20 protein-coding genes and 4 pseudogenes are annotated in these 25,108 nt (G+C 57.4%); 9 read left to right on the top strand and 15 right to left on the bottom strand.

The window, feature by feature from the left end; translation table 11 throughout:
- Positions 1-67: 67 nt before the first annotated feature.
- Entirely contained in the window at positions 68-367 is a 300-nt protein-coding gene (locus ACI7MX_RS18645) for a hypothetical protein (protein WP_314486521.1), read from the top strand.
- A 199-nt stretch (positions 368-566) separates the two neighbouring features.
- Here ACI7MX_RS18645 and ACI7MX_RS18640 read toward each other — a convergent pair whose 3' ends face one another.
- From ACI7MX_RS18640 to ACI7MX_RS18630, 3 genes are all read right to left on the bottom strand, one after another.
- Positions 567-893: a hypothetical protein gene (locus tag ACI7MX_RS18640; RefSeq protein WP_405586012.1), complete on the bottom strand. Its 327-nt coding sequence runs from the start codon at positions 891-893 to the stop codon at positions 567-569.
- 48 nt (positions 894-941) lie between these two features.
- The gene (locus ACI7MX_RS18635; protein WP_405586009.1) at positions 942-1,130 is read right to left on the bottom strand and encodes a hypothetical protein; all 189 of its coding nucleotides are present in this window, start codon (positions 1,128-1,130) and stop codon (positions 942-944) included.
- A 274-nt stretch (positions 1,131-1,404) separates the two neighbouring features.
- On the bottom strand, positions 1,405-2,097 hold the full coding sequence (locus ACI7MX_RS18630) for a DUF421 domain-containing protein (protein ID WP_405586006.1): 693 nt from the start codon (positions 2,095-2,097) through the stop codon (positions 1,405-1,407).
- Between the two features lie 93 nt (positions 2,098-2,190).
- Here ACI7MX_RS18630 and ACI7MX_RS18625 point away from each other — a divergent pair.
- A pseudogene (locus ACI7MX_RS18625) lies at positions 2,191-2,379 on the top strand (methyl-accepting chemotaxis protein); the annotation flags it as partial.
- Between the two features lie 296 nt (positions 2,380-2,675).
- Here the strand turns inward: ACI7MX_RS18625 and ACI7MX_RS18620 are convergent.
- Together ACI7MX_RS18620 and ACI7MX_RS18615 are read right to left on the bottom strand one after the other, a co-directional pair.
- Positions 2,676-3,116: pseudogene (locus tag ACI7MX_RS18620) on the bottom strand (short-chain dehydrogenase); the annotation flags it as partial.
- Between the two features lie 113 nt (positions 3,117-3,229).
- Complete coding sequence (locus ACI7MX_RS18615; RefSeq protein WP_405586065.1) at positions 3,230-3,958, bottom strand: OBAP family protein; 729 nt, start codon at positions 3,956-3,958, stop codon at positions 3,230-3,232.
- 182 nt (positions 3,959-4,140) lie between these two features.
- Between ACI7MX_RS18615 and ACI7MX_RS18610 the strand changes: the two are divergent.
- A pseudogene (locus ACI7MX_RS18610) lies at positions 4,141-4,361 on the top strand (hypothetical protein); the annotation flags it as partial.
- A 104-nt stretch (positions 4,362-4,465) separates the two neighbouring features.
- A complete protein-coding gene (locus ACI7MX_RS18605) occupies positions 4,466-5,395 on the top strand; it encodes a ZIP family metal transporter (RefSeq protein WP_314486513.1) in 930 nt (309 codons plus the stop codon).
- Between the two features lie 822 nt (positions 5,396-6,217).
- Here the strand turns inward: ACI7MX_RS18605 and ACI7MX_RS18600 are convergent.
- The gene (locus ACI7MX_RS18600; RefSeq protein ID WP_405586062.1) at positions 6,218-6,421 is read right to left on the bottom strand and encodes a hypothetical protein; all 204 of its coding nucleotides are present in this window, start codon (positions 6,419-6,421) and stop codon (positions 6,218-6,220) included.
- Between the two features lie 128 nt (positions 6,422-6,549).
- Here ACI7MX_RS18600 and ACI7MX_RS18595 point away from each other — a divergent pair.
- The 3 genes and pseudogenes from ACI7MX_RS18595 to ACI7MX_RS18585 all read left to right on the top strand — a co-directional run.
- Positions 6,550-6,879: pseudogene (locus ACI7MX_RS18595) on the top strand (DUF4113 domain-containing protein); the annotation flags it as partial.
- A gap of 195 nt (positions 6,880-7,074) precedes the next feature.
- Positions 7,075-7,224, top strand: a complete 150-nt coding sequence (locus ACI7MX_RS18590) for a hypothetical protein (protein WP_405596041.1) — start codon at positions 7,075-7,077, stop codon at positions 7,222-7,224.
- 146 nt (positions 7,225-7,370) lie between these two features.
- Positions 7,371-9,149 (top strand): putative bifunctional diguanylate cyclase/phosphodiesterase, encoded by a 1,779-nt coding sequence (locus ACI7MX_RS18585; RefSeq protein ID WP_405586000.1) that lies wholly within the window; start codon positions 7,371-7,373, stop codon positions 9,147-9,149.
- Between the two features lie 144 nt (positions 9,150-9,293).
- Here the strand turns inward: ACI7MX_RS18585 and ACI7MX_RS18580 are convergent, their stop codons facing one another.
- Positions 9,294-10,628 carry an amidohydrolase gene (locus ACI7MX_RS18580; RefSeq protein WP_405585997.1) on the bottom strand — a complete coding sequence of 445 codons (1,335 nt, stop codon included), beginning with the start codon at positions 10,626-10,628 and terminating at the stop codon, positions 9,294-9,296.
- Between the two features lie 191 nt (positions 10,629-10,819).
- Here ACI7MX_RS18580 and ACI7MX_RS18575 point away from each other — a divergent pair, with 191 nt between their 5' ends.
- Both ACI7MX_RS18575 and ACI7MX_RS18570 read left to right on the top strand, forming a co-directional pair.
- Complete coding sequence (locus ACI7MX_RS18575) at positions 10,820-11,776, top strand: AraC family transcriptional regulator (protein ID WP_314486502.1); 957 nt, start codon at positions 10,820-10,822, stop codon at positions 11,774-11,776.
- A 378-nt stretch (positions 11,777-12,154) separates the two neighbouring features.
- Positions 12,155-13,426 carry an OmpP1/FadL family transporter gene (locus ACI7MX_RS18570; protein WP_405585994.1) on the top strand — a complete coding sequence of 424 codons (1,272 nt, stop codon included), beginning with the start codon at positions 12,155-12,157 and terminating at the stop codon, positions 13,424-13,426.
- 17 nt (positions 13,427-13,443) lie between these two features.
- On the opposite strand, the gene ACI7MX_RS18565 is transcribed toward ACI7MX_RS18570, so the two are convergent.
- The 8 genes from ACI7MX_RS18565 to ACI7MX_RS18530 form a co-directional block, all read right to left on the bottom strand.
- Positions 13,444-18,144: an ATP-dependent helicase gene (locus ACI7MX_RS18565; RefSeq protein ID WP_405585991.1), complete on the bottom strand. Its 4,701-nt coding sequence runs from the start codon at positions 18,142-18,144 to the stop codon at positions 13,444-13,446.
- A gap of 798 nt (positions 18,145-18,942) precedes the next feature.
- On the bottom strand, positions 18,943-19,482 hold the full coding sequence (locus ACI7MX_RS18560; RefSeq protein WP_146387375.1) for a DUF1523 family protein: 540 nt from the start codon (positions 19,480-19,482) through the stop codon (positions 18,943-18,945).
- A gap of 225 nt (positions 19,483-19,707) precedes the next feature.
- Positions 19,708-20,433: an amino acid ABC transporter ATP-binding protein gene (locus ACI7MX_RS18555; protein WP_405586059.1), complete on the bottom strand. Its 726-nt coding sequence runs from the start codon at positions 20,431-20,433 to the stop codon at positions 19,708-19,710.
- Positions 20,434-20,512: 79 nt separating this feature from the next.
- Positions 20,513-21,754, bottom strand: a complete 1,242-nt coding sequence (locus ACI7MX_RS18550; RefSeq protein ID WP_405585987.1) for an FAD-dependent oxidoreductase — start codon at positions 21,752-21,754, stop codon at positions 20,513-20,515.
- 48 nt (positions 21,755-21,802) lie between these two features.
- Complete coding sequence (locus ACI7MX_RS18545; RefSeq protein WP_122785551.1) at positions 21,803-22,513, bottom strand: ABC transporter permease; 711 nt, start codon at positions 22,511-22,513, stop codon at positions 21,803-21,805.
- Positions 22,510-23,229: an ABC transporter permease subunit gene (locus tag ACI7MX_RS18540; protein ID WP_314482722.1), complete on the bottom strand. Its 720-nt coding sequence runs from the start codon at positions 23,227-23,229 to the stop codon at positions 22,510-22,512. The genes ACI7MX_RS18545 and ACI7MX_RS18540 overlap by 4 nt, the downstream gene beginning before the upstream one ends.
- A gap of 103 nt (positions 23,230-23,332) precedes the next feature.
- Positions 23,333-24,082 (bottom strand): transporter substrate-binding domain-containing protein, encoded by a 750-nt coding sequence (locus ACI7MX_RS18535; protein ID WP_314482718.1) that lies wholly within the window; start codon positions 24,080-24,082, stop codon positions 23,333-23,335.
- A 13-nt stretch (positions 24,083-24,095) separates the two neighbouring features.
- Complete coding sequence (locus ACI7MX_RS18530) at positions 24,096-24,971, bottom strand: MurR/RpiR family transcriptional regulator (protein WP_405585982.1); 876 nt, start codon at positions 24,969-24,971, stop codon at positions 24,096-24,098.
- Positions 24,972-25,108: the final 137 nt, after the last annotated feature.

The raw sequence follows: 25,108 nt of genomic DNA, 5'->3' as shown, positions 1-25,108 counted from the left end.
GATGTTTGGAACGACTCGCTACGCTTGAAAGTCTACCTGTCTCTACTCATTGGTAAGGTACAGCGCAATGGATAAGACAATAACCGTCGATCAACTGGCTACAACCGACCTTAGATCAATTAACGAGATATGGCTTGGCGGGACTCATACCCAATTATGCCTATGGCGTGGCGAACAAGTTTTCACACACGAGATGATGAGCGAGGGTACCCACGATCAGAATGTCCGACGCTTGTGCTTACAGTTGGTTAATCCTAACGAACAAGCTGCAGTGGCCCGCGTTGAGAAAATGGTGCGCGAAGGGCTGAAAAAGATAGGTAAGGTAGGCGAGTTTTATCCCGCAGAGGAGACGGATACTCATCAATAAGAAAAGGCGCACCATTAAGAGGGAGTCAAGCCCATCACCTATTGTCGCTTGGAAGTAGATGCTCATAAGGTGATCTGGAACGGTTGCCTTTCAAAAGCGAACCAGCGTCGGCGGGCAATGGGAGGGGCCGGCGTTGAGAGCTAATGCTAGAGCCCAGATAGATGAACTTCACGCGGCTGGTTTAGCCTGCGCAAGACCCTCATCTTGCTTTCGTAACCGCAAGGGCTTCATGCCACTCAGAATAGGGCGTGTTTTCGACGTGACGCTGATTAAAGTCGGGGGAACCATCGTCCCACCACACTGGGCCGCGCTCACCCAGCTGAACCTTGGCCTTTTGTACCTTGGCCCTTGCGACCTTCAATTGGTCCGGATCACCTGACGCTTTAGCGGTCTTTACCTCACGACGTGCGGCCATCAGTTCGTTAACAAGGTTTTGCCGAACGTCTGCGGGTAGTGAAGGGTTACTGCACCGCCAGAGTTTGCCATTGACTACGAAATAGCGGCCATCGGGTGTAGTTGGATACATCAGTGCAGCTCCTGAGGCCTTGCTACGCGGTCGGACACGTCCTTTGCGTCAGTTTGGGCGGGTGCAAAATGGCAGCGCATACCGAGCTGACAGGTATTTCCAGCGTACGCTAGGTACGTCCTCTTCCTGAACGAGTGGGTGGTGTCGACGTGCGATTCGCAAGATCCCCCACAACATGGAAATGGCTATGGACAACCACGCGGTGATGATGCTGAAAATTGTCATTGCAAGGCTCATAAGCTCTCCCGTTGCTTTGTCGACTTCTAATCTTCTAATAGTGACCTTGCTCCCTTACGTGAAATTCAATTTATTAGTCTGGGCGTTCGTCAACAGATCCATCAGTTCATTAATGTGTCTTATGTGCAGTGGTATGCGCTTCGCCCGTCGATGGCACCTACCAGATGATCATGGCATCCGAGTGCCAGTGAATGACTGCCTGCGCTTAGTTATCACTGGCCGAAGCTATCGAGGGGGCGAGAATAGTCATCAATATGCGGTTCTTGCCAGAGTCTTACCTGGCGCGTCGAGTGCTCAGCGCCGTTGACCAGAGGTTATGACCGCAACGTAAGCAGCGTGCTTCTTGTTCCTTCTCGATAGATTGCGCGAAACCGCACTTCACGCAGCAGTAGAGTGTTGACGCGGGCACTTTCTGAAATTCAGGTCGATGCTCTTCAGGGAGGACTGACAGTCCAGGGCAAAGGTCTTTCTCGTCAAAGAAATAAAGACTGATGTCTCCATCAGTTTCTACTAACCCTAATCTCACTTGTCCTAGATGTTCGACGCCTTGCTGCCTAAGCTCCATTAATAATTCGCTATTTGACATGTTGAGCGTCTCGAATGCCTTCATTTCGAACATTCCATTGCTAATGACGGTCACAGGCAAACCATCGATCCAGGCTTCAAATTTCTTGCTCTTGGTCATAGCCAGAACAATCATGCGGTAAAGCAGCAAAAGAGTGAGGAAGACGACTGCAACCGGTAAAAGGGGCACGTCATGATAGAAAGATACGTCTCCCGCCGCTGAACCCAGCGTCAGAATAACAACTAGCTCAAACAGTGATAGTTGCCTAATGCCTCGTCTGCCACTTGATTTTAGAAAAAGAAACACTGCTAAAAAAGCAAAAGTAGCCCGGAAGCCTACTTCAAGCAAATAAGACAGTGGGAATTCGTCTATCAACATTCGTTGTATATCAAAAGGGGACATAATTACCTCTGTTTTATTGTTGTGAGCGGCCAGTAACGCCTTAAAACAGCAGCTTGGATAGCCCGTGTGGAGGCGGTTGAGTATAAGCTTACTGCCCGTGCAGGCGAACAATGTCGAGGCTTCGTCGTAGTCGCGGATAAGGTTAGGCAATGAGCTGGACGTACCAGAGACGCGACGGAAGAAATGGCCTCTGAAGACTTGCTGAATCAGAAGTGGGTCGATGAATCCGTCGGTGAAATGGCAAACAGTAAGTCCCAGGCGCAACAGTCTCTTGCACTTGCTATCTAGACGGGCGAGGTCAACGTGATGATCCAGTAACTGCGTAACGAATTTTGCCGTTCAAATCGGGCATGAACCTCCTTGTGTCTAGGCAATCAACGTATCGCCTGTTAAATGTCGGCCATCGTAGAGGCCTAGAGTTCCATCGACGTGCCGATGGAATCCAGGCACCGATTCAACGTTAATCATCGCAGGCGACGTTTTTCGGCTGTCCGTCGAGCGAGTGCCAATGCAATACCGCCTAATGCCAGAGCAGCTACCGCGACGATGAGCATCGGGCGATTTTTTTGGGCTTCTCTTCTGCCCCCTTCCGCAGCGAATGCATGTGCTGCAGCCCGACCTATGCCGTTTGAGGCGCCAGTCATTACGACCACTTCGTCCTGGAGCTGCCTGGGTTTATTAGGTGCCTGCACATCACCGCGAGGAGTCGTTATTGGGACGGTTTGTTCTTCCTGTGCATGAAAAAGAAACGCCTTCAGCTTGAGACGCGCACCATCACTGAGAATCAAGGTAAGGTCTTCGATCACGCCAGCGACTCGGTCAGGGAAAACTGGCTCGCCCACAGCGTCGAGTTCGTCGTATAGGAATTTCTGACCTTCAAGCCACCCGACCGCAGTCAAGAGTTCGGGGCCTAAATAGTATTTTCCATCAAGGAAGAAACCTGGAAAATTACGAGTTCGCTCTGGGCTCTCGATTAAATATCGTTCCCCTGGTTTCATGCCGGTTGCTGAGTCGATCATGATCACATCCTCTCTTCACTGGTTTGCAATAGAGGAAGGGCTCTTACTGATCGTTCAATCGAAGTGACCGGGAGGTCGCTAATCCTCGCGATCACTGATTATGGGCAATGAAGTTAGTGTTGATGCGGTGTATGCGTCGGATCCGTTATCTGGAAAACCTTACCCTGACTCCACGCATCCGCTCCAGGCGCAACGGCGGGCGTCGGTATGTCGGCTCGAGCTTTCTTCTTCTGCGCGCTGTCTATACCGAATCGACGATCCCGATCTGCAATCATCTGTGGGTCGGCCTGCCCATCTGCTGTGAAGCCCATCATTAGCTGAGGCACGCCAAGGGGCAGGTCTTTATTGAGGTCGGAATGCCAGGTATGCCATGTCTTGCCATAGGTATGAACGAGTTTTTCCATCAAAGCATGCTCGGCTACCTCTGGGATTCCAGGAGCCACGAGCTGACCTGACTTCACTTCGTGAACATGACTGTGCCAGAGTGCTTGCTCGGCTTTGGGCAGGCCCGCGAACAAGTGTTCGCTGATGATGTATTCGACCCCCATCAGCTTGGCGTCCTTACGATTGCCATCGTAGATCACGCACTGGATAACTTCCTCGTTGAGAATCGCGCAGTAGTGGTGGGCCTCCATCTGGGCATTCATGTGGCCGTTGTAAAAATGGAAGCCATCCAGATAGGCATTCAACGCGTCTATCGGCGGACGTGATTGAAGCAGTGCAGCACCGGCCTCAAGTGATTGCGTGGCTGGGGATTTGGCATCGCCAGGCGTGATGACGTTAGAGGGCGAATTGTTACCCGCACAGGCGGCAAGTAGTTGAGCTAACACCACCACGCTCATCGTTTTGACCCCATAGGATTTGCGTATTCCACTCATCGAGAGTCCCTTCAGTCGATTTAATTTAATGCGTGCCTTGTCGCTTCAATAACTTTTTCAGCACGCCCTATCGTGGCAGCGATATGGATATCCGCCGAGTAAGGAAAGTTTATATCCACTCGACATTTCCGACGACAGGAGCTATTTCAATCATTGTGATGTTGAACAAGGGCGCGAAGGGGCGAATGGCGGAAGGCGTGGAAGAGGAGGGCGAGTTGTATCGTGCGATCAATGGCGCTGGTAACGACTCCCATATCACCAGCCTGCTATAACTCTCCTTTGAAAAGCCCTTCATGCGATTCAACCCAACTTCTCCCAAGGAAAACTGCCGGGGATGCCTGAGTTCACCAATGGGTGGGAGTACGTTTAACAGCCCGCGTCAGCAGTGGACGGGGGCGATGGCACCGCCAGGGTCCAACTGAGCGCTGAACCTGGGCCAGGTCGACGCCGTTCTCTACCACGGAGGAAGTAATGCCTGAACCATCGACACCAGCCGAGACATCTTCACGAAACTGGCTGGATCGTGCATCCCGTCAAGGATGGGCGGGAGCATTGTTCTGGACTTCAACTTTAGCTCTAACGCTGCTGCTGCTGGTGGCCGGGTACAGCGCTATCGTCGAGGCCGATGCCTCTAACCTGCGCTATGCCCTGCTTGGCGGGTTCAGTGGGTTTGGAGCAACGGCCTTGGGCGCCCTGGCAGCGATAGCGCTTCGCGATATCAGCTCTCGCAAGCAAGACATCATGCTCGGCTTTGCGGCAGGAATGATGCTTGCCGCCAGCTCCTTTTCCTTGATTCTTCCGGGTATTGAGGCGGCACAGGCCATCACGGGTAGTCAGTTATGGGCTGCCTGCGTCGTAGTTTTGGGGCTAGGGCTTGGAGTCGCGTTGATGGTAGGTCTTGACCGATTCGTTCCGCATGAACATGCAGAAATCGGACGTAAGGGGCCAGACACTGAGCGCTTCAACCGCGTTTGGTTATTTGTACTCGCGATCACATTGCACAATCTCCCAGAGGGCATGGCCATCGGCGTCAGCTTTGCCAATGGCGACCTGCGCGTTGGCATGCCCCTGACTACAGCGATTGCAATCCAGGACATACCTGAGGGATTGGCGGTAGCCTTGGCCTTACGCGTCACCGGCATCTCTGCAATTCGCGCCGTGCTGATAGCGATAGGTTCAGGGCTAATGGAGCCACTGGGTGCTGTGGTGGGGCTTGGCATATCAAGCGGGTTTGCCTTGGGTTATCCAATCGCTTTAGGACTCGCGGCAGGAGCAATGATATTTGTCGTCTCACATGAGGTGATTCCGGAGACACATCGAAACGGTCACGAAACGCCAGCGACCTTGGGATTGATGATCGGCTTTGCTGTAATGATGTTTCTAGATACCGCTCTGGGCTAGGCGTCGCGAACGAAACTCATACTCTCAAATGATGACCGGTAGGCGGGGTTATTCGGCACCCAGTCATGGGGTTCGAGCTTAAGTGTCTTCAGGTGACTTACCTGCTGGCGAGTGCCTTTCATCAAAGCATCTCCCCGTATGGACAATCACACTACTTTAAACATAAGAGGGGCGGCGGCATGGATGTTCCTGCGTGCGCTTGGACCAAAGTGAAGGGTCATGGCTCACGATGGAACAGGTTGGCGTCGCATCAAGACTCTTTAAACTTTGGGCATGAGCGCGGTGTCGATTGCATAAGGCACTGAGGCAGGTGGAGGGTATGTCAATGATAGGGATCGTGATACCGGCTCATAACGAAGAGCGGCTTAAGGTTGCAGACCTCGAAAGGACAGGAGCACGTATTGTCTGGACAGCTACCAACCCAGTGACCACCCGTGCGCGCCGGGACTACAAGTGCCGCGGTGGGTTTGGGGCGTATCTGGCCTCTCTGACTCCTCCCATTACCCACCTAAGAGTCGAGACGTTCTTGAGTTCAGACTCTACTCATCTCGAGGCGGAGTGACCTTGTGGATCTGATTGATTGGATTCAGTGGCCTGCCATGGTCGTGACTGTCGTCTCAGCTTGGTATATCGGGTCTCAACAACCACGTCGACGCATGATTGCCTTTTGGGGGTTCATCCTCAGCAATGCGCTATGGGTTATGTGGGGATGGCACACAAATGCTTACGGATTGATAGTGCTCGAGTGCATTTTGCTGGGCCTCAACGCTCGTGGGTTCAGGAAAAATCGGCACGGTAGCCAAGCTTCCGAATAAGTGGCGACTACTTATTCTGAAAATTCTTTTTAAACCCACGCAGGTTCATCGAGCAAAGGCAGATCTGTAGAACGATCAACGCGTAAGCCTCAGCATGAGCACCCCAAATAACCCACAAGATATTGCTGAAAATGAAACAGAAAAACCCCGCCATCCTTCTTGCGGGCCGCTGAGACCCGATCAGCCAAGCCGCGATCACTGTCACGACCATGGCAGGCCACTGAACCCAATCCAGATAACTCAAGGCAACCCCCTAAATCTCCCAACGATAAAGAAGAGAGAGATTCAAGGAGGATTAATTCAGTTTTTTTGAATGGTTTTGGCGTCTAGCTGTGGGCAGCAGTGGACCAGGCGAGCGCGGATCCGTGGATGTTGCGCAAGAAGTTCAGCGTCGTCATCGAAAAAACGGCCCGGGAGTTGGCCTGTACGCCGTGCCTGGCGCTGGACGAACCCGATCCGTCCAAGGAGGAGATCTATTGCAGCCGCCTGTTTGGTAAACGCTTGACCACGGTAGCGACCATTGTTGATAGCGTCTTTCAGCCGGTTTCAAGTACAGCAAGGCTGAAGTGATGTTGCTCGAGCTGCACCAGCCCGGCATGGAGCATGCGCCGGGAATTGATGAGCCAAAGCTATATCACTCGGCTGGACCAGTTCTGGCGGGTTTCGTGAGTCGCGCCTCAGGGACTGTAAAGTTAGGTAAACATTTCCTGTCGCGGTGCAGGCGTTGATATAAGAGCAACGTTTTTTCTGTTGAAAGTGAGTGCGCAGTAATGATGTTGAAGTCTTTGGTCAAAGCCCTTGTTGTAGCGATGGCGGTAGCGTCGTTGTCGGGCTGCTGGATGTTTATGCCGCCAGGTGGTGGTCATGGCCACGGTGGTGGTGGTGGTGGTGGTGGTGGTGGTCATGGCCTTGATGGTGGTCACTACGGCGGTGACGGGGGCGGACACTATGGCGGTGGCGGTCATCGCTGATAGGGGCGCTGTGGCGGGCTCTGCAGAGCACATGAGCCGGTAATACTGGATTGCACCGAGCAGGCTAGCCCGCGTCGATTAGCGCGGTGGCTTGCCTGCATGGTGCAATCCTTATAAGAGTGCTTTACTCAAGCCGCGTATTTCAGCACCCACCGTTCCATGCCGTAGCCTTTTATCCGAGGGCTTTACATGTCAGCTACGCCCGCCATGCTGTTGATCGTTGACGACGATGTGAATGTTCGCCAAGTGCTTGAGGTTTCCTTGCAGAGCCAGGGTTACCTGACCGTGACAGCTCGTTCGGGCGAAGAAGCGCTGGTCAAGGTTGCACAGCAAACGCCTGATTTGATTCTGCTCGATATCATGATGCCGGGCTTGAGCGGCTACGAAGTGGCCCGCCAGCTCAAAAGCAATTCATCCACGGCACCCATTCCGATCATCATGCTCTCGGGCCTGGGCGATCCCGGTGCTCGCATCTTGGGGCTTGAAGCCGGTGCCGAAGACGTCCTCAATAAACCGACGGCCAGTGATGAACTCTGGTTAAGGGTGCGTAACCTGTTAAGGCTCAAAGCTTTTGGGGATTATCAGAGCGATCAGACCTTGCTGCTGGGCGACCAACGCGTCGATCAGGAACGGGCGCATTTGGTCTTGGAGTCCGCACAGCAGCGCTTGCAATTGGCTCACTACGACACGCTGACCGGCCTGCCCAATCGCAATCTCTTTTACACCACTTTGCAGATGGGACTGACACAGGCGGAACTTCGTGGCTGGCACCTGGCCGTGATCACGGTCAGTCTGAACGAATACAAGCCTGTCAGCGAGACCTGGGGCCCGATCAAAGGTGATCAGATGCTGGTCGAGCTGAGTCATCGACTGATCAATTGCCTCAATGTCAGTGACACATTGGGACGCATGGACGGTGACGAATTTGCCATGATCCTGATGATCCGCGAAGGCCAGCCTGACGCGCAGCAGATGGTTAATCGAATCCGTGAGACGCTGCGCGAACCCTTCGATGTGCTTGGGCATGACGTACCCATGACGGCCAACCTCGGTATTGCCTTGTTCCCCAATGACGGATCCGATGCCCATCATTTGGTCAAGCAGGCCAATACCGCGCTGAGTCGGGCCAAGGAGGTGGGCAGGGACGCTTACCGTTTCTATACCCCGCAAATGAATGTCGAAGCCTTGGCACGCCAGGAACTGGAAAACATGCTGCGTGCGGCGGTATACAAACAAGCGTTCGAGTTGTGCTATCAGCCGAAGATTGCCCTGGTTGACGGCCAGATTTGCGGCGTTGAGGCGCTGTTGCGTTGGAACCGGCCGGGTATGGGGCCGATCTCCCCGGGGGTATTCGTGCCTGTGCTTGAAAGCCTGGGGCTTATTTCAAAAGTCGGCCGCTGGGTCATCGACACGGCCTGCCGCCAAATCGCTGAGTGGCAGCGTTCAGGTGTGGGGCTGGTGCAAGTGGCGGTCAATGTCTCGGCACTGCAACTGGCGGAAGACGATCTGATCCAAGAGATTGAGCGCTCGCTTAAAACGCATCAGGTTGAAGCGCAATGGCTTGAACTGGAGCTGACAGAAAGCTCACTGATGGTGAGTACGCCGCATACCATTGCCAGTTTGCTGGCGTTGAAAGACATCGGGGTCAAGATCTCGATTGATGACTTCGGCACGGGCTATTCGAGCCTCGCGTATCTGAGCCGTTTTCCGATCGATAAACTGAAAATCGATATCGCGTTTATCAAAATGGTGACCCACAACCCTCAGGATGCCGCCATCGCCCGAACCATCATCGAGCTGGCGCACAGTCTTGATTTACAGGTGATTGCCGAAGGGGTAGAGACCCGCGAACAGCTGGAGTTTTTGACCGACAATGGCTGTGATCAAGTGCAAGGTTTTTTGTTCTGCCGCCCGTTGCCGGCCAACGAGCTGGAAAGGCTCCTGCGTGAGCCTCGCAGCTTTATTTGACGTGGTGTGTGTAACCGCTGACGAGGAGCGAGGGCTGCGATCGTCGCAGAACGCTCAAGCCCGGTAATGGGGGGCTGACGCACCGAGGCGTCCCATTCTACGAACGCTTCGCGCTCGATCGCAGCCTTCGGCAGCGGCTACAGGTCAAGGTGTAGCATCCCGCTGCGGATAGTTGAGTACAAATTGCACATGGGCTTTCACGCCGGTGGCCAGCGTTGCATCATCGGCGGTGAAGTATGGGCTGTGATTATTGGGCACTTTGCTCATGTCTTGATCGGCGGGGGTGGCGCCGAGAAAGACGAACAGGCCCGGGACTTTTTGCGCGTAGTACGAGAAGTCTTCGCTGGGTGACAACGACGCCGGCAGTTCCTCAACCTTGCCCGGTGCAGCCAGCGCCAGTGCTTTAACCATTGAGCGGGTCAGGTCGGGGTCATTGGTGGTAACGGGCGCATGGTTGACCACTAGCACCTTCGCTTCGGTCTCGTAGGCGGTAGAAATACCCTGCACCAGAGCAGGCATTTTTTTCAGCAAGGTCTCGCGGATGGCCGGGCTGTTGCTGCGAATGGTCCCGGTCATTTCCACCGTCTCGGGGATGATATTGCTGGCCGCGCCTCCGTTGATGGTTCCGACACTGATCACGCCCATACCCTGACTCAAATCGGCACGACGACTGACCAGCGTTTGCAGACCGTTAACCACCGCCGCACTGGCTACAATCGGGTCCACGCCGCTCCACGGTGCCGAACCGTGCGTCTGCCTGCCCTTGAGGGTGATGCGAAAGCCGTCACTGCTGTTGAGCACGGTGCCTGCCTTGTAATACAGATGCCCAGTGGGATAACCCGCCATCACGTGCACGCCAAAAATGGCCTCGACCTTGGGCGTGTCCAGCGCCCCGTCGCGGATCATGGCTTGTGCACCGATCAGGGTGTCAGTCTGGAAGTCGTCGACGTCTGCCGCGCCTTCTTCGGCAGGTTGGAACAGGAAGACCACGGTGCCGGCCACTTGATCGCGATGTTGGGCCAATACCTTGGCTGCACCCAGCAGCATGGCCGTGTACGTGTCATGACCACAGGCGTGCATCACCGGCACGGTTTTGCCCAGACGAACACCAGTTGCTTGGCTGGCGTACGGCAGGCCGGTCATTTCCTTGACGGGCAGCGCGTCCATATCAGCCCGCAGGGCCATCACCGGGCCGGGCAGGCCGCCTTTGAGCACACCGACAACCCCGGTTTTGCCCACTTGAGTGCGCACCTCAATCCCCAAGGCCTTGAGATGGTCGGCGACCAATGCTGCTGTTTTGACCTCCATATTGCCCAACTCCGGGTTCTGATGAAGGGTGTGGCGCACATCGATGACTTCTTGGTTGACCTGGGCTACAGCGGGGTCGACCCAGTTAAAGTCTGCCGCTTGAGCAATGTTGGCGGTCAAGGCTGCGAGCAGGGAAATAGACAGGGGCGTGGCACGAAAGCGCTTGGACATAGGGGCTCTTATGATTGTTGTTGGACGTGGCAGGGTAAGTCGGACTGCTGCGGCGACAAAGGGTGGGCAGGTTAATAGTGTTCGGTTATCGAGCACTGGACGTGTGGATAATTGATATCGCAACGGCTACATGGGTACTCTTGCGGACGTGACAACCACAATAATTAAAATTTCGATCGAGTGCCTTGCCGATGGAAAGCCGCCTGCTGAGTGAACGCAGTAGCGTGTTCCGACACGCAGATCCCCATGCCGTGTCCGACTATGTGAACCAGCATGTCGGGCAACATTGTATTGGCCTGAGTCGCACGACCCGTCCGCAAGCCAGCCTGAACCACCGAAAATTTGCCGAGGTGGATTTGTGCCGCATCAGCTATGGCGGCAGCGTGCGCGTGACGTCGCCTGCGCTAGAGAGCATTTTCCATTTGCAAGTTCTGCTTCACGGTAATTGCCTGTGGCGCGGGCCCACGCGTGAGCACCACTTGCTGCCAGGAGAGCTTTTGGTCATTAACCCGGACGATCCGGTTGACCTGACGTACTCGCAAGATTGTGAAAAATTCATCCTCAAACTGCCGGTCAAACTGCTCGAAGACGTGTGTGACGAACAACGTTGGCGGCGACCGGCTGGCGGAGTGCGCTTTATGCGCAACCACTATCGACTGGACGAACTGGAAGGGTTTCTCGGTTTGCTGGGCATGGTGTGTCAGGAGTCCGAGGCCAGCGATCCGGTGCTCAAAGTGCAGGAGCATTACACGCAGATAATCGGCAGTAAATTACTGACCCTGATGCAAACCAATATCAGTCGAGAGAACCTTGCCTCGGCGAGCGTGGGCCTGGAGCGCATCCTCGATTACATCGAGCGCAATCTCAAACACGAACTCAATGCTCAAGACCTGGCGGTGCAAGCGCGCATGAGTCAGCGCTCGCTGTACACGCTGTTCGAGCGCCAGCTTGGCGTGACGCCGCTGCATTACATCCGTCAACGCAAGCTGGAACGAATTCACACCTGCCTGAGCGATCCCAGTTGTACGGTTCGCAGCCTGACCGAACTGGCGCTTGATTATGGTTTTCTACATTTGGGGCGTTTCTCGGAAAGTTATCGTTTGCAGTTTGGCGAGTTGCCCTCCAGTACACTTAAACGACGGCATTGAATGGGTTCAGGAAGGTTGCGCCGCTGTGTGCAGCGTACGTTGCCGCTTTTGCAAAGTGACACGCGATAATCGCCTCGGCTTGCCCGACGCTCAGGCTCCTGTGAGGGGCAACAGTGTGGTTTCCTTGTTTCGGTAGAGGCAGGGCGGGATGTTGAAAGCTGCAAGCCCGATAACACTAACCTTTGTTGTAGACACTGAACGAAGCCCTCGCAATAACCCTCAATCATTTACACCTATCACTCTCTATTCCCACACTGAATAACACCTCATTCTTGTTCTATTGTCCTACACAGAGGCCCGATTTAGAGCGCTCCGGCTATGGCGCCTGCCCAGGAATATTGGTAGCGTGCGCGCCGATTACCTGAGAGAACTCTAATAATGAAACACACCATGCCTAAGGCCTTGCTAGGCCTTGCCGTTGCACTTGCCTCTTCGTCGCTGTGGGCCAGCGGTCTTACCATCAACGAACAAAGTATCAGCGCGATGGGCACGGGCTTTGCCGGTCGCTCATCGGCTGCCGACGATGCCAGCACCGTGTACGGCAACCCGGCCGGTATGGCACGTCTGAAGCAGGAACAGGCGAGCCTGGGAGCCGCCACGCTCAACGCGAAAACCGACATCAGCCAAACCCGCAGCACCTTTGGCGGCAAGGAAGACGGCAATATCGTGCCGCTGACCACGGTGCCCATGGGCTACTACGTTAAACCGATCGACGAACACTGGGCGTTCGGTGTCGGTGTCTACGTACCTTTCGGATTGATCACTGACTACGACAGCGGGTTTGCCGGCCGCTACTTCGCCAACAAGAGCAAGATCCAAGTCATCACGTTCCAGCCAACGGTCAGCTATGCCTTTAACGACAAGGTGTCGATCGGTTTTGGCCCGACTATCAACCGCATCGACGGCGAATTGACCTCGCAAGTGCCTAATGTTCAGTCCCTGGGCCGTAACGACGGCAAAGTGAAGATCGACGGCGATGACACGGCTATCGGTTTTAACGCCGGTATTTTGGTACAGGCCGATGACAAGACCCGTGTGGGCCTGACGTACCACTCAAAGGTCAGTTACAACCTTAAGGGTCACACCAAGGTCAGCGGCGGCAGCTTCAGCTTGCTGGGCCTCAGTGGTAAGAGTTATGACGCCAAACTGGGCCTTGATACCCCGGAATCTGTGGACGTTTCGCTGACGCACCAGCTCAATGACGACTGGACGCTGTACATGGGCAGCACCTGGACGCGCTGGAGCCGATTCAAAGACATTACGGTCGAGAACAGCAACGTCAGCCCCTATTTGAGCGGTTCGCTGAGCACCATCACTGAAGAGCAAAACTGGCATGACACCTGGGCCCACGCCATTGGTGCCGCGTATCAGTTGAACCCGCAATGGGTGCTGCGCACCGGCTTGTCGGTGGATGAGTCGCCGACCAACAACACCAACCGCTCCCCGCGTATTCCTACCGGCGACCGGACGGCCATCAGTTTTGGTGCAGGCTGGACGCCAGTGAGCAATCTCACTGTCGACTTTGCTTATTCCTATCTGTGGGAAGAGAGCGTCAAGATCAACGACAGCTCGGCCTCGAAGGGCGCCTACAGCGCTAAGTTCAAGAACACCGCGAGCGGTTTCGGTTCTTCGGTGACTTACCGCTTCTGATCCATCAAGGCCAGCGCTCAGCCATACCAGCTCAACCCCTTGGGCGCACTGGCAAAGCCCGCTTCACGCAATGCGGCCGTTATCGGCGAGTTCCAGGTGGACTGCTCGTCGATACGTTCCAGCGTGAACGGCCGCCGTTTGTGTTTTCTCAGCGCGGCGACCAGGGCCTGCGCGCCCGCTTTCAGGCGTTCGGGGGCAATGGGCGCGTCATGGGCGACAAAGCTCACTAACTGGCGGCCGCCCTGGGTCAGATAAAACAGCAAACAGCCGTCCACAATGACCACCAAGGCCCCGGCGCGACGGGCCGGGGTGGTCTTTGCACGGTTCGCAGGCCATGCCAACGTCACGCCGAAAGGGTTGGCCGGGTCCAGCACGGACAAGGCAATGGCCACGGGCCTGGCTGGTACGCTGTCGGCGAGGGCGCGCAGCCGGTCTATGGTGCTGCGCTCAGCAAACTGGGCCCCCCCAAGACCTTCAACAAAGCGACCGCGCAGTATGCGCCCGGTGTCTTCCATCGTGCGCAATACGGGCGCAAGGGCAGGAAACCCGCCCGGCACGTCTTCCTGTACTGCCGCGCCCCGTGTGACCACCCCGTAGCGGTCGAACAGGCCTTCGACCAATGCGAGTGCGCGTGCGGTATCGCTGACGGGGGCATGGGGCAGTAATGACCAGCGCCCGGTGAGGGGGCGTGTGGTTGAGGTGGGCGTTGAAAGAGGGGTAAAGGGCGCGCGCAATTGCCCGCGGCGATGACGGGAGTGACTGAGGTGGCGTGGGCGTTGCGGTGCTTGCGTGACCGTCAGCTGACGTAAGGGCGCCCAGCTGTCACCGGTTATAAAACCACGCCACACCAAGTCCCATACGGCGTTATGCAGTTCGTCTGCAGACTGTGTTGCAGTGCTTTGGGTCAGCGTAGCCAGTTGATGGCCGAAATAAGCGCCGCCATCGGCCAGCAGATCGAGAATGGCCTGCTGCAGCGGCGAAAGCAGGTCTTCATCCAGCGCCGGGGGCAAAGTTTCACCGACATAGTCGCGAAGGTGCAGGGCCACCAGACCATCGTCATCACCCAAGGCTCCGTGGCCTGACCAGAGCACTTCACCCGCGCTGATCAGCTCGTCGAGCATGCCCGGCGTATAGTCGCTGACGCGCATGGCCAGCACCTGATTCTCCCAGATGGATAGGGGGAGCACGCGCCCGGCCAGTTGCTCGATCACCCGCACCAGTCCGTCGATGCCCCAAAATACGCCGCTCATGGGCGGCTCCTGAGCGCGGGCAGGATGACCGTCGGTTAGCGCGATCAGCCCCTGACGCTCTAGCAGAAGCCGCACATAAGCGACTCCCGGCACGGGCCGGGTCGCTTCGCGGGCGGCTTGCAAGGAGCGCAGGCGCAGGCGTTTGAACACCTCTTCGGCAATCCATTCGTGGCGGGCCTTGGGGGCAATCATCAGGGCTGCGTCCTGGGTTGCTTCAAGGCGCCGCTCAACGCCGAAGTTGCCCTTGAGGACTTTGCCTTGCTCGCACAAGCGCTCCAGGCCGTGGTCGACAATCGCCACGCCCAGGCCCAGATACCGGGCCGCCTCGCCTGTGGTGAAAGGCCCGTGAGTCCGGGCGTAGCGGGCCAGCAAATCGCGCAGTGGGTCGGCGACTGGCTGCAAAAAGATCTCGGCAATGCCCGCAGGTAAATTCACGCCCAAGGCATCGCGTAAGCGGGCGGCGTCTTCTACCGTCGCCCAGCGTGTTTCGCCGGCCATCGACACGGCAATCGCTCTGCCCGTGTCGCTCAAGGTTTGCAAAGAGGCGGGCAGGGCGTCGGGTTGATCAACCCGCAGGGCTAACTGCGCCGTGGACAAAGGCCCCAGTACCCGCAGCAGGTCAGCCACGCCTTCGGCTCCGGCAACCCGGCGATCCTGCGCGGTGTGTTGCAACTCCTGTTCGACACGCTCGGCAATGGCTGGGTCGAGCAAGTCGCCCAGATCGACCTGACCCAGCAAGTCAGCCAGCAGACCGCTGTCCAGTGCCAGCACCGAGGCCCGGCGCTCTGCCAGAGGGGCATCGCCCTGGTACATAAACTCGCCGACATAGCCGAACAGCAAGCCCGCAGCAAAAGGTGATGGGCTTTGCGTTGTGGTCTCGACGAACTGCACGGTGCCGTCATTCAGACGCTGCATCAGGGTATTGAGCGCGGGCAAGTCGTAGACGTCTTGCAGGCATTCGCGGGCGGTTTCGATCAAGATCGGAAAGTCCGGGTAATCGCTGGCAATGGCCAGCAACTGGCCCGCGCGCAAGCGTTGCTGCCACAACGGCGAGCGCTTGCCGGGGTTGTGACGTGGCAGCAGCAAGGCCCGTGCGGCACATTCGCGAAAGCGCGCGGCGAACAGTGCCGAGCCGCCCACGGCATCAGCCACAACGCGTTGCAATTGCTCAGGTTCAAACACAAACAGCTCGGCGCCGGGCAAGCGGCCTTCACTGGCCGGAATGCGCACAATAATGCCGTCATCGCTGGACACCACCGAGGGGTCGATTCGCAGGCGCTGACGTATCCGCTCGGCGATGGCCAGCGCCCACGGGCCGTGTACACGCTGGCCGTAAGGGGAGTGCAAAATCACTCGCCAGTCCCCGGTTTCATCCAGACAGCGCTCAATGACCAACGCCCGATCAGTTGGCAATGTGCCGGTGGCCTCACGCTGCTCGGCGACCAGTGCGAGCAGGTTGTTGACCGCGTTGGCGTCCAGGCCGATGCTTTTGAGACGCTGCTCTCGCTGTTGGCTGGGTGTTTCGCTGGCCCGCTCAATGTCCAGTTCGCGCAGGAAGGCACCAATGGCTTCGCCCAGCTCGGCCGGGCGGCCCAGGCCATCGCCGCGCCAAAAAGGCAGGCGCGCCGAGCGGCCGGGGGCGGGTGTCACGACCACTTGATCACGGGTGATTTGCTGGATACGCCAGGATGATGCGCCGAGGGTGATGACGTCATTGACCCGCGACTCGTAGACCATCTCTTCGTCGAGTTCGCCTACCCGGCGAGAACCGGCACGCTCCTCGCCCTCGGGCAGTATCACGCTGAACATGCCGCGATCGGGAATGGTGCCCCCGCTGATCACCGCCAATTTGTGCGAGCCGGGGCGGGCAGTCAGTTGCCCGGTCTGACGGTTCCACACCAGACGGGGACGAAACTCGGCGAATTCGTCCGACGGGTAGCGGCCTGCCAGCATATCCAGCGTGGCGTCAAACACACTGCGGGTAAGGGCGCGAAAGGGATCGGCGCGACGGACGCGGGCGAACCAGTCGTCCACATCCAGCGGGTCCATGGCGACGGCGGCAATGGTCTGTTGGGCCAGTATGTCCAGCGGGTTGCGCGGGGGCTCCAGGGTTTCCAGTTGCCCGCTGAGCATGCGATCAACCGTAACCACCGCATCCAGCAGATCGCGTCGGGTGCGTGGGTAAATCAGGCCTGCCGATATCCCGCCGACTTGGTGCCCGGCGCGGCCCACGCGCTGCAAGGCGCTGGCCACCGAAGGCGGTGCGGCGACCTGAATCACCAGATCCACCAGCCCCATATCAATCCCCAGTTCAAGGCTTGAGGTCGCGACCACGCACCGCAGTTCACCTGACTTGAGAGCGCTTTCGATGTCGGCCCGCTGCTCCTTGGACACTGAGCCATGATGGGCACGGGCAATCAGTGGCGCTTCACCCGCAGTGCGCCGCGTAGTGCCCCCGGCGGACGATACAAAATGCTCGGGCGGCGTGTTTTCGGACAGGTCTGGGTCGCCAAGCTGTTCGGCATACAGCTCATTGAGCCGTGCGGTCAGTTTCTCGGCGAGGCCGCGGGCATTGGTAAAGACCAGCGTTGAGCGCTGTTTGAGCACCTGTTGCAGAATACTGGCCTCGACATGGGGCCAGATTGAGCCGACGTTCCCTTGCTCGCTGGTGATCGATGACTGATTGCGCGCCGAGAGATCGCTCATGTCCTCAACGGGCACCACAATGCGCACGTGCAACTGACGACTGGAAGGCGGGTTGACCACCGTCACCGGCCGGGCGCCGCCGAGGAACCGCGCGACGTGATCCACCGGGCGCACTGTGGCGGACAGCCCGATGCGCTGGGCGGGTTGGGGCAGCAAGGCGTCAAGCCGCTCCAGGCTCAGCGCCAGATGCGAGCCGCGTTTGCTGCCTGCCACGGCGTGTACTTCATCGACAATTATCGTCTGTACGCCGCGTAGGGTTTCGCGGGCTTTTGACGTCAGCATCAAATACAAAGATTCGGGTGTGGTGATCAAAATATCGGGCGGGCGTCGCACCAGCCGGGCGCGTTCTGCCTGGGGCGTATCGCCCGTGCGCATGCCCACGCTGATTTCCACGGCGGTGTCGCCGCGCAAGACACGCTGGGCACGCACGCCATCCAGTGGCAGGTTCAAATTGCGCTGCACATCGCTGCCCAAGGCTTTGATCGGGGAGATATACAGCACCCGAGTCGTCGATTTGCCCGGCGGGTGATCGGCGTTGGCCGCGGCGTCGCGCTCTTCAAACAACTGGTCGATGGCGTGCAGGAATGCCGCGAGGGTTTTACCTGAACCGGTAGGGGCGATGACCAGCGCGCAGTGTTGCGCGGCAATGGCCGACCAGGCGGCGAGTTGCACGGCAGTAGGGCGGGGGAAGGTCGATAAAAACCAGGCGCTGGTGGCCGGGGTGAATCCGGGCAGGCGCTCAGGGGGAGAAGGGGGAGTCATCAGCAGCAGAACCTCGGGGCGGTAACACCTCTAGCGTAGCCCGCGGTTCAGAAAGTGGGGCAGTCCCTGTAGGTACCGTCTTGATCTTGATCTTGATCTTGATCTTGATCTTGATCTTGATCTGCCGCCCCATCGGGATGGCCGAGTGGAGGTTCTGCGCAGTGGGTCGACCGGCATGGATGCCGGGAGAGCCGTGTTGGGCCATGGATGGCCCGTCACGGCGTGCCCACGGAGCGGGACCGGAGCGAGGGGACTTGAGCGCAGCGAAAGCCGTACGCAGGTGCGGAAGCGTTTTGGTTACTTTGCCGCTTTTGCAAAGTGACACGCCGTAAGGGCGTAACCCGTAGAAAGTATTAATACATCAAATGGATATGCACGCTGGCCAATTAAAAGCTTCGAGTACATATCCATTATTAGTGTCTAGTTGAACTAAAGGTTCCGCCCTTACGGCGGCTCACTTTTGTCAAACAGCCACAAAAGTAAGCAAAAAGGCCTTGCCCCTGCGTACGGCCTTCGCTGCGCTCAGGTCCCCTCGCTACGGTCCCGCTCCGTGGGCACGCTGCGACGGGCCATCCATGGCCCGAGCGCAGCTCTCCCGGCATCCATGCCGGTCGACCCACTCCGCGAAACCTCCACTCGGCCTCCCGACGGGGCGGCAGATCAACATCAAAAGCCAGATCACAAGCCAGATCACAAGCAGATCACAAGCAGATCACAAGCAGATCACAAGCAGATCACAACCTTGCTGGCGAGGAACGAAGGCTACGATCGGTTTGATGCGCCACTGCAACGCACAGCTTAATTAACCGGCATTTGCGGGCGGTGTTTGACACGACGTTTGATAAACACAGCAATCACAATCAGCACCAATGCCAGCACCGTGAAGAAAACGGTATTGAACCAAGGGAAAGGCTCTTCGCGGCTGGTGGTGGCTTCAATCGACGTCACGTTAGGGAACACCGAGAAAATCTTGATGCGCCAGCCGTAATAACGAATCAGCGCCAATTGCTCGGCATCACGCGAATAACCCTGAGCCTTGGCCTGAATGTCAGCCGAGTCGAACTTGAAGTACCAAGGGAATGACCAGCCCGTGTCCTCGTTGCGGTACACCATGACTTTTTTGGTCACCGGGTCTTCGGTGTTGATGAAGTACACATCCCGAGTCGGCCCGTCGGCCGGGTTTTCTGCGTTGATGACGCCATTGTGATCAACCCGTTTGACTTCAACTCCCGTCACCATCACGACATCGTGCTGAGGAAGAAAGTAAAACAGCCCAAGCCCGACAGCGCCCACTGCTAGCAGGACCACGCCCAGAATGATGCCCTTGAGCCATTTCATGCCATCACCACGTACATATCGAAATTTCCTGATTACTGATAATTGAACTCATCGCGCCGAATTCGGTAGCGGGCACTTTGCCCAACGCTGCGTTTGGACGCGCAGGGTGACCAGAAGGCAGACCGCCCAAATCCCGGCGGATCTTATCGCAGCCTGTGCCAGCGACTACAAGTTCCGGGTATGTCTCCTACATAATTTGTATCAGTTTAGGGGGCTTTGGACGGTTCAATGCACGATTTGCGCTAGAAACGCCTTGGCCCGTGGGCTTTTCGGCGCGTTGAAAAATGTTTCGGGTGGCGAGTCTTCGACAATCATGCCGCCATCAAGGAATAACACCCGCTCCGCCACTTGCCGGGCAAAGCCCATTTCGTGGGTCACGCACAACATGGTCATGCCGCTGCCCGCCAGTTTGACCATGACGTCCAGCACTTCACTGACCATTTCCGGGTCCAGTGCCGAGGTCGGCTCGTCAAACAGCATGATTTTCGGCTCCATGCACAAGGCGCGGGCAATGGCTACACGCTGTTGCTGGCCGCCAGAGAGTTGACTCGGGTACTTGTGCGCCTGGCTGGCGATGCCGACTTTATCGAGAAAGTGCTCAGCCAGCTCAATGGCCTTTTTACGGGACAGCCCCCGCACTGACATGGGCGCCAGAATGCAGTTGTCGAGCACGCTCATGTGGGGGAACAGGTTGAAGTGTTGGAACACCATGCCAATCTCGCTGCGCACCTGCGCCGCTTCACGGCTGGTCTGCGACAGATCCGTGTTGTTGACCAGAATGCGACCTTTTTCGGCAATTTCCAGCCGATTGATGCAGCGAATCAGCGTCGATTTGCCCGATCCCGAAGGGCCGCACAGCACGATTCGTTCGCCTTCATGCACTTTAAGGTCGATGCCTTTAAGCACATGAAATGCGCTGTAGTATTTGTTTAAACCCGCTATATCCACCACCACTTTGCGGCTGTCTGTGACGGGAGACACGGGGTTATGAACGTAAGCCGGTTGAGCCTGCATGGTGCGTCTCCAATGATCAGTAAAAGCGCTCGGCGCTGTAAGGCGTCGGGTCAGTGAACGGGTATTCGCCGGTTATCATTTCGGCCAGCAGACGGCCACTGACCGGGCCCAAGGTCAAACCATGGTGGGCGTGACCAAAGTTGAACCACAGGCCTTTATGCCGGCTGCCGGGGCCAATCACCGGGCACATGTCCGGCAGGCAAGGGCGGCGGCCCAGCCACGGTTGTGCATCCACGCGTTCACCTAGCGGGTACAGGAGCTGGGCCCGTTCTTCGCAGCGCCGTAGCTGGATTTCGTTGATCGGGTCATCACTGTCGGCAAACTCGATGCCGGTGGTCAGGCGTATACCGCCCACCATCGGCGCCAGAACATAGCCACCGACCGAATCAAGAATCGGGTGCTGCATGCGCTGGCCGTCCTTGGCTGCATAGTGCATGTGGTAGCCGCGCTTGATCGCCAGTGGTATGCGGTACCCCAGCGGCTCGAAGATGGACCGGGCTTGCGGGCCGAGCGCGACCACCACCTCATGACCGACCATCAGCCCTTGATCACTCTCGACCTGCCATTGCCCGCCGGTCTGGCGCAGGCTGGCGGCATCGCCGATCACAAAGGTGCCACCGCGCTGCTTGAACAATTGGGCGTAGCCACGGGTGAGGCCGCCCGGATCGCTGACGGTTTTGGGGTCTAGCCAGTGAATGGCACCGATCACATCGCTGTGCAAACCGGGTTCCAGCGCGTGCACTTGTTGTTGATTGAGCACGCACCAGTTCAGGTCGAAGTCATTCAAGGCCCGAGCATCCGCCTGAGCCTTGTCGAAGTCGGCCTGCGTGCGATAGACCTCGATCCAGCCGCTGTCTTGAATCAAATGCGTCATGCCAGCCGGTTCTGCGAGCAGGTCATGCTCACTCACGCAGCGCTCAATCAGCGGCAGCATGGCGGCGGTGGCTTTGGCCAGCCCTTGAGGGGAAGACTGTTGCCAGTAGTTCATCAGCCAGGTGGCCGCTTTGGGCAGGTGCTTGAAGCTGTAGCGCACATCCGATTGCTGATTGAGGCCGTAGCGCAGCAGTCGTGTGATCTCTCGGGGGAACGAATAGGGGATCACGCTGGCGCGTTCGATCAGCCCGGCATTGCCGTGACTGGTGCCGCTGCCCGGTTGCGCGCGGTCTATCAAGACCACGTTGCGGCCGCGCGCCTGCAAGTGCAGCGCGGTACTGACGCCCACGATGCCGGCGCCCAGAACGAGAGTGTCGCAGTGCATAGTCACTTCCTTAAAACGGTGGGCCGACGAGGCAGCCCGGCAATGGGCTTATTGCAAGTGGCGGCCGAGGCGGCCTTCAATCAGTTTCAGGCTGCGCCGCACCACTTCCACGATCAGCAGGTAGAGCACGGCGGCCCACAGGTACACCTGAAAGTCGAAGCTGCGCGAGAAAACCATTTTGGTCACGCCCATCAAGTCGTAAATGGTGACCAGGGAGGCAATGGCACTGGCCTTGATCATCAAAATCAGTTCGTTGCCCAGTGGGCCGATGGCCACCAGCAGCGATTGCGGCAGGATGATTTTGCGAAAAGTGGTCCAACGCGACAGGTTCAGTGCCTTGCAGGCTTCGCGCTGGCCTTGGGCGACTGACAGAATGCTGCCGCGCAGAATTTCAGCCTGATACGCCGCCGTGTTCAGGGTGAACGCCAGTAAGGTGCAGAACCACGCATCGCGGAAGAACCACCACAAGCCAATGTCTTGCCACAACCCTTTGAATGAGCCCAGCCCGTAATACAACAGGAACAACTGCGCCAGCAGCGGCGAGCCCCGGAAAAAATACACATAGGCGCCGGTAAAATTGCGCACAAAGCGATTGCTCGACAAGCGCCCCAAGGCAATCAGCAGCCCGAGCAGAGCACCCAGCGTGAATGAAATGGCCACCAGTTTGAGGGTGACCAGCATGCCGTCGATGAAGCGTGGGCCGTAGCGTTCGAGCAACTCGGGGCTGAGAAAGAGGTTTTGCAGTTCCGCCAGGCTCATGGCTGCACGCTCCGTATATGGCGGTTGAAATAGCGCTCAAGAAAAGCGAACAGACGCCCCGAGATCGCTGAGAAAAACAGGTAGATGAAGCACGCCACGCTGTAAAACAGCATCGGGTCTTTGGTCACGCTCACGGCCAGATTGGTTTGGCGCATGAGGTCGACCAACGCGATGGTGGACACCAGCGACGTGTCCTTGAGCAGCGACAGCCAGTTATTCGACAGACCGGGCAGGGCGATGCGTGCCAACTGCGGCAGCACCACCTTGCGAAAGGTGGTGAACGGCGACAATCCCAGCGCCGAGGCCGCTTCAAACTGGCCCTTGGGAATGGTTTTGAATGCCCCCAGCCATATTTCACTGGAGAAGGCGGCAAATACCAGACTGAACGCGATCATCGCGGCGACAAAGGTATTGATCGTGAACTGCGCGTCATAGCCCATCAGCGCAAGGATTTTCTGCGCGGCGATCTGGCAGCCGTAATAAATGATCAGCAGCGTCAAGAGTTCCGGCAGGCCGCGAAAGACTGTGGAAAAGGTCGTCGCCCACGCGCGCATCCAGCGGTTTTTAGAGCGTGCGGCGATGGCCACGATCAGCCCAAGCGGCAAACCGATGGGCAGGCAGCTCAACGCCAGCGCAATGGTTACCAGCGAGCCGGCCAGCAACGCCGAGCCCCAGCCGCCACTGGCAAAGGAGAGTAATGAGAGTTGATCGAGCATGCTCGAATCCCCGGGCAAATATGGGCCGATTTCAGCCGCCGCGCACGGTGCGTGCGCAGGGCCGGGTGAGAGGCGGGCAAGCCCTCACGCGAGGGCCGGCAACTCAGTAAATGTCGAAGTCGAAGTACTGGCTGGAAATCTTTTTATAGGTGCCATCGGCCACGATTTCGTCCAGTGCCTTGTTGAAACGCTCGCGCAGCGCGTTGTCTTGTTGGCGCACGGCAATAGCGGCGTCGGCCATAGTGCCGTCGACGTCACCAATGATTTTGCAGCAGTCTTTGCCGGTCTTATTGACCCATTCCAGCAACGGGAACTTGTCGGCAATCACCACATCGACCCGCTCGTTGGCCAGCTCGCTGTTGGCTTCATCCAGGGTCGGATAGAGCTTGAGGTCGGCATCCTTGTAATGCTCTTCGGCATAGATGCTTTGGGTTGCGGCACTTTGCGCGCCGACGGTTTTACCCTTGAAGTCGGACTGGGCATCGGTGATCGACGAGTCCTTGGGTACGGCGATAGACAACGGCGTGCGGTAATAGTGGTTGGTGAAAGCGATCTTCTTTTTGCGCTCTTCGTTGACGATCATCGAGGCGACAATGGCGTCATATTTCTTGGCCATCAGCCCGGCAATAATCCCGTCCCAATCCTGAGCCACGATCGTGCACTCGGCATTCATGCGCTGGCACACGGCATTGGCAATGTCGACATCGAAGCCGTGCAGTTTGTTGTCTGAGTCAACGTAGTTGAAAGGAGGGTAGGCGCCTTCCGTGGCGATTGTCAGTTTCTCGGCCTGCGCGTTGGACGCGAAGGCAGCAACCATTGCACATGCACTGGCAAAGCGAATGACGTTGTTCATCTAGCACCTCGTTTTATTGTTTTGAACCGGGAGAGGAGGTGTAGCCCACGAACTCGTTGTGCAAGGCCGCGGTTGCCTCAAGACGTTTTTCGACGTCCGGTCCCAGTTGTTTGCAGACTTCGTTGATCAGCAGGTGCACCAGCGACAGCATGGCTGCGGTGGATTCCCAGAACAGATTGAATTCGGTGGGCACGCGGAACACTTCATCGGCGTTTTGCTCGGCCCAGTCGCAGAAGGTGTCGGTAATCAGCGTGACGGCAATACCGGCCTCGCGCGCCTTACGGCATAACAGCTGGGCGTGGCGCGAATAGCGGCGGGCTTCGAACACCACCAGTGCGCAGTCCTCGGGCGGGCACAGCAGCACATCGGCGTAATGCCCGGCGGCGCCATCCACCCGTTGCACGCCATCGCGCAGGTATTGCAGCAAATGCACCATGGAGTCCGCGATGCCTCGCTCGGTCTGGAAACCGGCGACAAATACCTTGCGCCGGGTGGCCAGGCGCTGGCTGACGGTTTGCCATTGCGGGGTCAGGCTGTATTCGTAGACCTTGACCAGCGCCGCCACTTCCAGCTCGAAGCTGCGCGGCAAACCTTGCGGGCTCTGGCTCGATTGGAGGCGGAACTCCTGCAGGCGATCACCGACCAGCCAAGGGCCATCGCCGAGGTCATCTTTCAGGTCGTTTTTGAGGTCTTTGAAATGGCTGTAGCCCAGCGCCCGGCAAAAACGCCCGACACTGGACTCGCTGACGCCCAGTTTGGAGGCGATGTCGGCGGCGGTCTGAAAGGGCAGCTCATAAAGATTGGCCAGCATATAACTGGCAATCGCCCGACCCGAAGGCGCGGCGGTTGACAGGCTGCTTTCAAGGCGTTGTTTAATCGACTGGCTCACGGCTGCTTCCTGTTGTTGTATCAGCGCGTTGCAGAAAGTGAAGGTTTTCTGTCATTAAGTCAACAATTGACAGATAACTGTCACAACCTGATAGTTGGCCTCGACCTTGCACCCCGATAAAAACAATTCCATTGGAG

Origin of the sequence: Pseudomonas sp. 2024-210 (assembly GCF_045062345.1) — a bacterium.
Taxonomy (GTDB): domain Bacteria; phylum Pseudomonadota; class Gammaproteobacteria; order Pseudomonadales; family Pseudomonadaceae; genus Aquipseudomonas.
The sequence above is the reverse complement of the archived record's forward strand: the minus strand, read 5'-3'. Positions and strand labels throughout refer to the sequence as shown.

What these genes read in the sequence shown, in the direction of transcription:
- ACI7MX_RS18645 (WP_314486521.1), top strand. Translation starts at nt 68, where the DNA reads ATGGATAAGACAATAACCGTCGATCAACTGGCTACAACCGACCTTAGA.
- ACI7MX_RS18640 (WP_405586012.1), bottom strand. Translation starts at nt 893, where the DNA reads ATGTATCCAACTACACCCGATGGCCGCTATTTCGTAGTCAATGGCAAA.
- ACI7MX_RS18635 (WP_405586009.1), bottom strand. Translation starts at nt 1,130, where the DNA reads ATGAGCCTTGCAATGACAATTTTCAGCATCATCACCGCGTGGTTGTCC.
- ACI7MX_RS18630 (WP_405586006.1), bottom strand. Translation starts at nt 2,097, where the DNA reads ATGTCCCCTTTTGATATACAACGAATGTTGATAGACGAATTCCCACTG.
- ACI7MX_RS18615 (WP_405586065.1), bottom strand. Translation starts at nt 3,958, where the DNA reads ATGAGCGTGGTGGTGTTAGCTCAACTACTTGCCGCCTGTGCGGGTAAC.
- ACI7MX_RS18605 (WP_314486513.1), top strand. Translation starts at nt 4,466, where the DNA reads ATGCCTGAACCATCGACACCAGCCGAGACATCTTCACGAAACTGGCTG.
- ACI7MX_RS18600 (WP_405586062.1), bottom strand. Translation starts at nt 6,421, where the DNA reads ATGGTCGTGACAGTGATCGCGGCTTGGCTGATCGGGTCTCAGCGGCCC.
- ACI7MX_RS18590 (WP_405596041.1), top strand. Translation starts at nt 7,075, where the DNA reads ATGGCCACGGTGGTGGTGGTGGTGGTGGTGGTGGTGGTCATGGCCTTG.
- ACI7MX_RS18585 (WP_405586000.1), top strand. Translation starts at nt 7,371, where the DNA reads ATGTCAGCTACGCCCGCCATGCTGTTGATCGTTGACGACGATGTGAAT.
- ACI7MX_RS18580 (WP_405585997.1), bottom strand. Translation starts at nt 10,628, where the DNA reads ATGTCCAAGCGCTTTCGTGCCACGCCCCTGTCTATTTCCCTGCTCGCA.
- ACI7MX_RS18575 (WP_314486502.1), top strand. Translation starts at nt 10,820, where the DNA reads ATGGAAAGCCGCCTGCTGAGTGAACGCAGTAGCGTGTTCCGACACGCA.
- ACI7MX_RS18570 (WP_405585994.1), top strand. Translation starts at nt 12,155, where the DNA reads ATGAAACACACCATGCCTAAGGCCTTGCTAGGCCTTGCCGTTGCACTT.
- ACI7MX_RS18565 (WP_405585991.1), bottom strand. Translation starts at nt 18,144, where the DNA reads ATGACTCCCCCTTCTCCCCCTGAGCGCCTGCCCGGATTCACCCCGGCC.
- ACI7MX_RS18560 (WP_146387375.1), bottom strand. Translation starts at nt 19,482, where the DNA reads ATGAAATGGCTCAAGGGCATCATTCTGGGCGTGGTCCTGCTAGCAGTG.
- ACI7MX_RS18550 (WP_405585987.1), bottom strand. Translation starts at nt 21,754, where the DNA reads ATGCACTGCGACACTCTCGTTCTGGGCGCCGGCATCGTGGGCGTCAGT.
- ACI7MX_RS18545 (WP_122785551.1), bottom strand. Translation starts at nt 22,513, where the DNA reads ATGAGCCTGGCGGAACTGCAAAACCTCTTTCTCAGCCCCGAGTTGCTC.
- ACI7MX_RS18540 (WP_314482722.1), bottom strand. Translation starts at nt 23,229, where the DNA reads ATGCTCGATCAACTCTCATTACTCTCCTTTGCCAGTGGCGGCTGGGGC.
- ACI7MX_RS18535 (WP_314482718.1), bottom strand. Translation starts at nt 24,082, where the DNA reads ATGAACAACGTCATTCGCTTTGCCAGTGCATGTGCAATGGTTGCTGCC.